The following is a 9,996-nucleotide window of genomic DNA, read 5'->3' as shown; positions in this document are numbered from 1 at the left end:
GATCCGGGCGGGGGTGCCGCTGCTCGAACCACCTGGCTGGGCCGTGGCCCAGCGCGCCTTGTTCGACCTGCTCGACCACGCCTGGCGGCGCTTCGCCCGCGACTTCACCGGCCCGGACGGACGGCTGAACTACACGGGCCGGCTGACCACCCGTGACGGTGTGGACGACTTCTACGAGGTGTTCTTCAACTGGCCCCAGCTGTATCTCCTCGGTGGCGCCGACGATCTGCTGCCGGCCAGTGAGAAGCACTGGGAAGGCGTGACCCGGCAGCTCACCGAACTGGACATGCTGCGCGACGAGTTCGAACGCGGCTACGACTGGTTCCACCAGGGCGAGAGCCTGCTCCTGCTCTACTTCCTGTGCATGACCGCCCCCGACCGCTGGTCCGAACGCGCCCTGCGCTTCGCCGATTTGTACGTCGACCCCGCCAAGGGCAACTACGACCCCGAGCACCGCGTCATCACCCGTCCGCACAACGGCAGCGACCCCGACCGCCGGGGCCTGTTCGACGGCGACGTCTATCCCTGGCTGCCCAAGGAAGCGCAGACGTACGGATTCCCGCTCGACTGGATACCCGAGGCGGACGGCGGCCCGTACCCGCTCTCCTCGGACCCGCGGCTCGGAGCCCAGATGCGCGACCGGATGGGCGCCGGCGACACCGCCGTGAACCTCGCGGCGGCCGGTCTGGTGCTCAACGCCTGGATCCTCTCCGGCGAGGACCGCTACCGCGACTGGATCGTCGAGTACGTGGGCGCGTGGCGAGAGCGCACACAGACACACAACGATCTCATTCCGGACAACGTGGGGCCGGACGGGGTCGTCGGCAGCCTGCTGGAAGGCCGCTGGTACGGCGGCCACTACGGCTGGTCCTGGCCGCACGGCTGGCACAGCGTGGGCCACGCGGCCTGCGTGGCGGCGCTCGCGGCGGCGACCGTCACCGGGGACGACGACTACCTCTCCATGGTCGCGACCTCTCTCGACACCCTCATCGGCCACGGCAAGGTGATGCCCTTCACCGACTCGGACTCCAGTCTCCCCTCCAAGTGGGTGGCCGAACTCGGCCCGGACATCCACACGCCCACCCTCCACCTTCCGTTCCGCCACAACGACTCGGGCTGGTTCGACTACAACCCGGTCACCCCGCCCGTACCGGTGGCGCTGTGGCACCACACGGCCTCCGCCGCCGACCGCACCCGGCTGGAGCGGCTGCGCGAAGCCGACGGCATCGACTGGCGCACGGTCCGGCCGTTCCGGGCCAAGGAGGAGTCCGGACACGAAAAGGCGTGGTTCGCCTTCCTCGCCGGTGACGACCCCGGCTATCCCGAGCGAATCCTCGCCGCCGCCCAGGCCCAGGTCCGCCACCGCCTGCGCCGCATCGACCGCTACCGCGACCTGGACGTGCCGGAGGCCGACATCCACGTGTGGCAGCAGTGCAACCCCGTGGTCACCGAAGCCCTCGTCCAGCTGACCTGGGGCGGGCCCCAGGTGCTGTACAACGGCGGCCTCCAGCAGGCCCGGCTGCGCTACCACGATGCCGACGCCCGCCGCGCCGGACTGCCGCCGGATGTGGCCGCGCTGGTCACCTCCATCGACCCCGAGGCGACGACGGTCGAACTGGTGAACCTTTCCCCCGAGGCAGACCGCACGGTGATCGTTCAGGCCGGCGCCTTCGCCGAGCACACCATCACCACCGTCCGTTACACGGTCTGCGAGGACGACGGCTGGATCGGGGACATGTACGACTACGGCCACACCGAGCCGGCCGCCACAGAGACGGAGGAGTCCTGCGACAGCGTCTTCCTGACGGTCCGGCTGCCCGCGTCCACCCGTATTCGGCTCACCCTCCGCCTCCAGCTGCGCACCAACGCCCCCAGCTACCGCACACCGTTCGACACCCCGGCCCAGGGAGCCGCCGCATGAACGCCTGCCCGACCGCCCGAACCAGCACGAGGAACAGCCGATGAAGCCAGTCACCTCCACCGTCCGCACGTTGTCGGCAGCGCTTGCGATGACGGTCGCCGCTGTGCCGCTGACATCCCTCACGGCACCGACCCCGGCCTCGGCCGCGACTCAGGCGACGTACTACGTCGCCCCCGACGGTGACGACGCCAACCCCGGCACGATCACGGCGCCGTTCAAGACCCTGCGGCACGCGCGGGACGTCGTGCGCACGGTCAACAACAACATGAACGGAGACATCCACGTATATCTCCGCGGCGGAAACTACCCGGTGAGCAGCACGATCAACTTCACACCGGCCGATTCCGGAACCAACGGCCACCGTGTCGTGTACGCCGCCTACCGGGGCGAGAAGCCGGTCCTGAACGGAGGCGTTCAGGTGACCGGCTGGACTCAGCACAGCGGGAACATCTGGCAGGCTCGGCTGAACCGCGACGACAAGCTCCGCGCGCTCTACGTCAACGGCAAGCGGGCCCACATGGCTTCGAAGACGGTCAGCTCGGCCGGATGCTACGGCACCTACACCGTCACGGCCGGCCAGGCTCCCTGGGCCTGGGAGTCCGGTTCGCAGTGCGACGGAGCCAAGTACAGCCTCTCGGATCTGCCTGCCGTCGCCCTCAACCAGGACGACGTCGAAATCAAGTCCGCGACGACCTGGACCACGGCCATCGTGGGAGTCCGCAAGATCACCACGAGCTCGGACGGCGCCAATCGCGTGGCTCTCTTCCAGCAGCCGGGCGCGGCCATCGCCCAGGGCCCGCCGAACGGCCACTTCAAAGCCGACGGCACCCACACCTTCATGAACGCGTACGAGTTCCTGGACCAGCCGGGCGAGTTCTACTTCGACAAGACGAATCACCGGCTGTACTACTACAAGTCCGACTCCGAGGACATGACGACCGCGCAGGTCTTCTCGCCGAACAAGCTGTCCACTCTCATCAGGATCGCAGGAACGTCCACCACCGACCACGCGCGGAACATCACCTTCTCCGGGCTCACCGTCGAGCACTCCGACTGGAACCTGGTCAACGTGGCGGGCTCCGTGTTCAGACAGGGCCAGCAGGGAAACGCGAGCTCACTCGTGTACGCGAAGGAGAACTTCCACGCCTACTCCTACCGCAACGTCGACCTGCCGCCGGGGATCATACAGATCGAGAACGCCGACGGGATCATCCTGCGACGCAACACGGTGCAGCACACCGGCGCTGACGGAATCAACATGGTCAACGACGTGACGGACACGCAGTTGATCGGCAACCACACCAACGACATAGCCGGATCCGCCGTCACCGTGGGGCATCCCCAGCATGTGTACATCGGGGACCACACCTCGGCAAACGGCGAGAAGTACCCGGCAAACGTCGAGGGAGTCTGCAAGAACATCTCGATAACGGACAACTACCTCTACGACAGTGCGGTGCTGTTCCAGGGGTCCAGCGCCGTATCGGCATACTTCGCCGATTCCCTGTCCGTGCGGCACAACCAGATCGAGAAGACACCCTGGGCGGGCATCACGCTCGGCTGGGGATGGTGGAACTTCGACGGTTCGGCAAACTCGGTCCGCCCCGGCGTGCCGACCACCACGTCGAAGAACAACACCATCAGCCACAACCAGATCATCGACACGATGCAGGTGCTCGGCGACTCCGCTCCCATCTACACGTTGGGCAGCCAGCCGGGAACCGAGATCAACAACAACTACATCCAGGGCGTTCCGGCCGGCCACAAGTACGGACTCCACCCCGATGAAGGCTCCGCCTACATCAATTACCACGACAACGTGCTCCACCTGGACCCGAATGTCAACTACGCCATCAACTCCGGCACGTGGGGCCGGCAGCACGACCTGAGCATCACCAACACCTACGGCACGATCAACAAGATCGCCGACAAGAACGTCCCGAACAGCACCATCCAGGACGTGCGCGCGTACGCGGACAACGTGTGGCCGTCACAGGCGTACAGCATCGCCGTGAACGCAGGCCTGGAGGACGCCTACAAGGACATCGTCCCCCGGAGCAGACTGGCCCTGCAGGACTACGTCCTGCCGGCCAGCACGTTTGTCGGCAAGGGCGTGTCGTCCATTCCCGTCCGAAGCGCCGGTGACGGGAGCAAAACTCTCTGGCTGGCTCCTTCCGGTACGACGACGTTCGCCGTCGGCCCCACCATGACCAAGGCGAGGGGAACCGCGACGACCATCAAGGTTCCGCCATCGGTCGGTGACTATCACCTCTACATCGTGGACGCGCAGGGACACGCCTCCGCCGAGTCGAAGTCGCTCGTACGGCAGCGATGAACCCACGTCGACGGCGCCCTCGCCCAGTCGGGTATCGATGCACATGCCTCGACGGTGACGTGAGGCGGACAGGCTGAGAGCGGCGAGGGACCTGCGGGACGGCGCCGGCGGCGGGAGCCGGCGCCGTCCCGCGGCCGTCCCGGGCGGGTGATGACCATGTGATGAACGTCGAACTCCTCGTCAGTGAGCTCATCGGAAACGTGGTGCGCCACGCGCGGGGTCCCGTCTCGCTGCGCCTGCAGCTCGGGAGCAACCTGACTGTGACGCAGCGCCGCCCCACACGGACCCGGGCCGGCCCCGAGTCGGCGAGCACCGTCTGCCCGGCGGCGGGCCGCGCGGACCCGGACGCACGGCCCCCTCCCTCTTGCGGATTTCGCGAACATGACATATCGCGCGAAGCCGAGCTGCAACAAGTGCCCAGCGGATGCCGCGAGGCACAGAAATCAAGGCGTTCGACATCTCGAACCAAGACCGAACTATCGGACAACGATGGATGGTAGAGCAGCACTGAAGAGTGTCAATACCTCGCACCGGACTCGCGTAGCAATCGCGACGAAACCGCCGACCGGAGTTGCTCCCACAGGGCGGACTCGTCAACGTGATGTGATGTTTGACCTCCTCTGCCGCCGCCACACCGCAGGATTGTTGTCCCGAATGACGCGACAAACCCCTGCATCACTCGACGTCAAGCCCCTTGACAGCTTCCAAGGTCCCATGGGACCCCTAGAGAGGTCATGGGATGTATCGGCGCCTCTTGCCGCCCTCCCGTTTTTGCGCTCCCCGCCCCAACATGCCGTCGGAAGGTCATGTCATGACGATCAACAGGCGCGTCTTCCCGGCCGGCCACGCCTCGCCGACCGCGCGATATTTCGTTTACCAGGTCACCGGGCCGGGGGCCGGATTGGGCGCGCCAAGGTATTGACGCTCCCTGGAGGCCACCTGTCACCGCTTCCTGTCTGAATATCGAGTACCCCCTGCAGATCGCCCACGACAGCACCCGCACCATCCGTACCGGTAAGGCCCCCACGCGTTGCCGCCATGCTGGTTTCCGAGGACACACGCGACATTCATGTGACGGGCCTCCGGCCGACCCCATGGAGCTTTCATGCATCCAGGACGCCGACCGCGCTCGCGATACGTTCGCGCTGCCGTAACTCTGCTGCTCGGGCTGGCGATGGCGCTGTTCGCCTCCCCTTCCGGAGCCACCCCCGCTTCCGGAGCCACCCCCGCATCGCGGACCCCCGCAGCCGGCATTCAGGCGCTACCCAACAGTTTCCAGTGGTCCTCCAGCGGCCAGTTGATCGCCCCCAAGCCCGACGCGAGCCATAACGTCGTCGCGGTCAAGGACCCGTCGGTGGTGTACGCGAACAGCAAGTGGCACGTCTTCATGACGACCGCGAACAAATCGGGTGGCTGGAGTATGGCCTACACGAGCTTCTCCGACTGGTCGCAGGCTTCCTCGGCGCCGCTCACCTACCTTGACACCAACCCCAATATCGGCACCGGCTACCGCGCCGCACCGCAGGTGTTCTACTTCGCGCCGAAGAACCAGTGGTATCTCGTCTACCAGACCGGCCGCCCGTCGTACTCCACCAGCAACGACCCAGGAAACCCGTGGAGTTGGTCCGCATCCAAGGACTTCCAGACCAGCGACTTCGGCGGTGGGCTCGACTACTGGGTCATCTGCGACAACAGCATGTGCTACCTGTTCTCCTCGGGCGACGACGGCAAGCTGTACCGGTCGGAGACCACCGTCGGCAACTTCCCGAACGGCTTCGGCAACAACAAGGTCGTCCTACAGGACTCGCAGTTCGCCCTGTTCGAGGGTGAAGCCGTCTACCGCGTACAGGACACCAACACCTACCTGCTGATGATGGAAGCCATCGGCAGCGACGGAAACCGCTACTACCGCTCCTTCACCGCAGGCGGCCTCAACGGCCAGTGGCAGCCGCTCGCGGCCGGCGAATCCAATCCCTTCGCCCGTGCCAACAACGTGACCTTCCCCTCCGGCGTCTGGACCAAGGACATCAGCCACGGAGAACTGATCCGCACCGGCAACGACCAGACCATGACCATCAACGGGTGCCGCCTGCAGTTCCTCTACCAGGGCAGGGATCCCTCTTCGAGCGGCGACTACTCCCAGCTCCCCTATCGCCTGGGCCTGCTCACCCAGACCAACAACAGCTGCTGAGCGTCCCGGCCCCTCTTTCATGGGGCCGGGGACCGAGCTGACGGCCCGGCCCCATGAAAACAACACCGCGGGACCCACCACGCTGATGCACCGCGTCTGTGCGGCCCGCCTCACCCCCACAGCAACAAGGAGTCATCAATGTCAGTGCGACGGCGTACCTTACTGGGCCTCGGCGCGGCAGCGGCGACGGGCGTGGGCATGTCCCTGCTCGGCAGCAGCGCGGCCGCCGGCACCCTGCTGACACCCCGGATGTCCTCACCGCGGCAAGGGCCCACCGCGCAGTTCGCCATCGGCGTGCGCCAGTTCAACTGGTCCCGCGGCGGACGCCAGCTCCTCACCAAGATCTTCTACCCGGCCGCCACCGGCAACCCGGGCGGCAACCCCATCCCGAACGCGCCCATCGCAGGCGGCGTCTTCCCCATCGCCGAGTGGAGCCACGGCATGGGGTGCAACTCCGACTGCTACTCCTCGCAGACCCACGACCTGGCCGCCGCTGGCTTCATCTGCCCCGCTCCCTCGTTCTCCGACAACACCAACATCGGCAGCGTCTACAACGGCAACTGGTCGAAAGACGTCTCCGAGGTCCTCACCCGGACACTGGCGCTGAACAACACCACGGGCGACCCGTTCGCCGGGCACATCGACACCCGAGCCGGTGTCGGCGTATCCGGCCACTCGATGGGCGGTATGACCACCCACGGCCTGCTCACCGCCTGGCCGGACAACCGCATCGTCGCCGCCGTTCCGGTCGCCTGCGTGGACATGGGCAACCCGGCAGGCCTGGCCGCCAAGGTGCTGTTCATCCACGGCAGCAACGACGGGACCTGCGACATCAACTCGGCGCGCGCGGCGTACAACGAACTCCGCGCGCCGAAGGCGTTCCTCACTCACGTCGGGGCGGACCACGGCCAGTACCTGGTCCCGGACTACCGGTACTACGCCCAGACGAAGAACACCTTCCTGGACTGGTTCCGCTGGAGCCTGTACGGCGACACCGCCGCTCGCGACCGCCTGCAAAGCGACGCCACTAGCAACGGCACCTCCTGGCAAGCGGCCCTCACCTAGGCGATTTCGCCTTGGACCAGTCATTCGTCGGTCCGGGGGGTGCGGTTGCTCCCGGACCGGAGGCCGAAGCGGGGCGGCCGGTGGCGGGACCACCGGCAGATGATCCACGCTGATGGCCCAGGCGGATGCCGTGCCGACAAGGGCAGGGCCCCGGTCGTGGCCCCGGCGATCCGTGCCGCGACCGGGGCCCGACCACTCCGGCTACTCGCTCGCGTCGGCTCCAGGGTCGGCCGGCGGCACGGCTTCCTCGACGCACACCCGCACGTCCCACGGGCCCAGAGGCAAGGTGTCGCCGGCCGCGTACCGCCGGCCGGTGAGGACATCGCGGACCGGGCTCGGCAGCGGGAAGGCGGTCTGGTCCCATGACCAGTTGTGCACGAAGCGCAGCCGGCTGCCGTCCCTGGCGGTGGCCCCGGTGGAGGTGATCGACGGGTGGCCGGGGCGCCACGGGTCCGTGCCGGTGGCGGCCCACTGGAACAGCGCGCGGGCCAGGCTCTGGTCCGGGACGGTGCCCACGCAGGTGATCCGCCCGGCTCCGTAACGGTGGGTGGTCACCGCGGGCCACCGGGCGAAGTGCGGGTGTTCGTAAGCGGCCAGTACCTCGGCCTCGGTGGGGGACAACGCGTCGGCCCAGGCCGTCGCGCGCGCGGCCGACGGCAGCGGCATCGCATCCGTACCGGTGACCGGCAGCGCCGACGCCAGGTTGGAGAACTCCTCGTAAGCAACGCCGGCCGCTGCGGCCAGGCGTGCGGGCTGGACGTCGGTACGCGCCCTGGCCTCGTGGTCGGCGTAGCCGGTGCGCGGACCGAGCAGGAGATGGCCGCCGGCTTGCGCGTACGCCAGCAGCCGGTCCAGGACCTGATCCTCGGCGATGTAGTAGCCGGACGCGACCAGCAGCGGCGGCAGGTCGGCGGTCTCCAGCTGGTCCGGGTGGACGATGCGTGCCTGCAGCCCCGCGTCGAAGGCGCCGCGGTAGAAGGCGCCGAACAGGCGCCCGTAGGAGCCGGTGTCGGGACCGCCGTCGGGGGTGGAAAGCGGCGGCTGGTGCTGCAGCGCCCACATGCTGGGGTGGTCGAAGAGGAAGGCCGCGTCGGCGTCCGGGCGCAGGCCCGCGACGAGACCGCCGGCCGTCTCCAGCTCCTCCCCCAGCCGGGCCAGTTCCCGGTAGCTGCGGCCCGGGCGGCCGCTGTGCGGGAGGATCCCGCCCCAGAAGGTCTCGGTGCCGAAGTGCAGGGTGTGCCAGTGCCAGTACTCGATCATGGACGCGCCGCGGGAGATCAGTGCCCACGCCGCCTGGCGCCACTGGCCGTCGTAGGCCGGGTAGTTCATCTCCGGGCCGCCGATGGCCTGGGCGTCGGTCTCGGTGACCAGGAACGGCTCCTGCCGGGAGGCGTACATCCGATCGGCGCTCTGGTACAGGGCCCAGGTCCCGCGGCTCGCCCACCCCTGGGGGGCGGTGTCCCGGTCCGGCAGCGCCAGACCGTCCTGCATGGCGTAGTACGGGTTCCCGGCAGTGACATCCAGCGCCTTCGTCAGTTCGGCGTCCTCGGCCGCCACCCGGTCGTAGGAGATGCATGTGGTGACGAACTGCCCCGGCCTGGCGTACTCCCGTACGAGGTCGGCCTGCCAGGCGATGAATTCGGTGGTCTGGCGGGCCTGGAAGCGCCGCCACGCCAGGTCGTACTGCGGCTGTGCGTTGCCGTCGGGGCGCCACAGGTCAGCCCAGTCACTGAGCCGGTGCGACCAGTAGACCAGGCCCCACTCCCGGTTGAGCGTCTCGACATCCTGGTAGCGGTGGCGCAGGTCGTCGACGAACCTCTGGAAGACCCCGTGGTTGTGCAGAAGCGCCACGCCCGGCTCATTGTCGACCTGGAAGCCGACGACCGCGGGGTGGTCGGCGTAGTGCTCCACGATCTTGCGGATGACTCGCTCGGCGTGGAAGCGGAACGCCGGGTGGGTGAAGTCGACCTCCTGCCGGTGGCCCCACGGGATCCGCTCCCCGGTGCGCCGCTCCCCCGCGATCTCGGGGTACTGCCTGGCCAGCCACGGCGGAACCGCATAGGTGGGAGTGCCGATGATCACCCCTATCCCACGCTCGTGCGCGCCGTCCAGCACCGGGCGCAGCCACTCCAGCGCGAACCGGCCGTTCTCCGGTTCCCAGGTCGACCACACGGACTCCCCGACCCGGATCACCGAGAACCGGGCCTCGGCCATCAGGTCCAGGTCCTCCTTGAGCCGGTCGTGCGGCTGGTACTCGTGGTAATAAGCGGCGCCGAAAAGGACCCGCTCGGCGGGCTCGTACATGTGTTTCTCCACTTCTGTCCGTATGGGGGCCACAGGACGAAGACCGCGACGGTCGGCAGGACGGCGAGCACGGAACCGGCCATCACCAGGTCGTACTGGCGGCGGTGAAGACCGGCGGCGAGGCGAGTCCGGGCGCTTGCGTTCCCGCGGTGCTTCTAGGGCGGGGACGCCTCGAAGGGG

General features: G+C 67.9%; 5 protein-coding genes. 4 read left to right on the top strand and 1 reads right to left on the bottom strand.

Going from position 1 to position 9,996, the window contains the following annotated elements; translation table 11 throughout:
* Position 1 precedes the first annotated feature (1 nt).
* From CCN51_RS03150 to CCN51_RS03135, 4 genes are all read left to right on the top strand, one after another.
* Positions 2 to 1,921 carry a DUF8034 domain-containing protein gene (locus CCN51_RS03150; RefSeq protein WP_086859234.1) on the top strand — a complete coding sequence of 640 codons (1,920 nt, stop codon included), beginning with the start codon at positions 2 to 4 and terminating at the stop codon, positions 1,919 to 1,921.
* Between the two features lie 40 nt (positions 1,922 to 1,961).
* Positions 1,962 to 4,256: a right-handed parallel beta-helix repeat-containing protein gene (locus tag CCN51_RS03145; protein ID WP_014182520.1), complete on the top strand. Its 2,295-nt coding sequence runs from the start codon at positions 1,962 to 1,964 to the stop codon at positions 4,254 to 4,256.
* Positions 4,257 to 5,361: 1,105 nt separating this feature from the next.
* Complete coding sequence (locus tag CCN51_RS03140; protein WP_078610829.1) at positions 5,362 to 6,447, top strand: glycoside hydrolase family 62 protein; 1,086 nt, start codon at positions 5,362 to 5,364, stop codon at positions 6,445 to 6,447.
* Positions 6,448 to 6,585: 138 nt separating this feature from the next.
* Positions 6,586 to 7,512: an alpha/beta hydrolase family protein gene (locus tag CCN51_RS03135; protein ID WP_014182523.1), complete on the top strand. Its 927-nt coding sequence runs from the start codon at positions 6,586 to 6,588 to the stop codon at positions 7,510 to 7,512.
* Between the two features lie 201 nt (positions 7,513 to 7,713).
* On the opposite strand, the gene CCN51_RS03130 is transcribed toward CCN51_RS03135, so the two are convergent.
* Entirely contained in the window at positions 7,714 to 9,816 is a 2,103-nt protein-coding gene (locus tag CCN51_RS03130) for a beta-galactosidase (protein WP_014182524.1), read from the bottom strand.
* Positions 9,817 to 9,996 lie beyond the last annotated feature (180 nt).

This window comes from Streptomyces milbemycinicus (assembly GCF_002154605.1).
In the GTDB taxonomy this organism is placed as follows: domain Bacteria; phylum Actinomycetota; class Actinomycetes; order Streptomycetales; family Streptomycetaceae; genus Streptomyces; species Streptomyces milbemycinicus.
The sequence above is the reverse complement of the archived record's forward strand: the minus strand, read 5'-3'. Positions and strand labels throughout refer to the sequence as shown.

Excerpts from the sequence above, each read along its gene's own strand:
- CCN51_RS03145 (WP_014182520.1), top strand. The coding sequence starts at position 1,962 with ATGAAGCCAGTCACCTCCACCGTCCGCACGTTGTCGGCAGCGCTTGCG.
- CCN51_RS03140 (WP_078610829.1), top strand. The coding sequence starts at position 5,362 with ATGCATCCAGGACGCCGACCGCGCTCGCGATACGTTCGCGCTGCCGTA.
- CCN51_RS03135 (WP_014182523.1), top strand. The coding sequence starts at position 6,586 with ATGTCAGTGCGACGGCGTACCTTACTGGGCCTCGGCGCGGCAGCGGCG.
- CCN51_RS03130 (WP_014182524.1), bottom strand. The coding sequence starts at position 9,816 with ATGTACGAGCCCGCCGAGCGGGTCCTTTTCGGCGCCGCTTATTACCAC.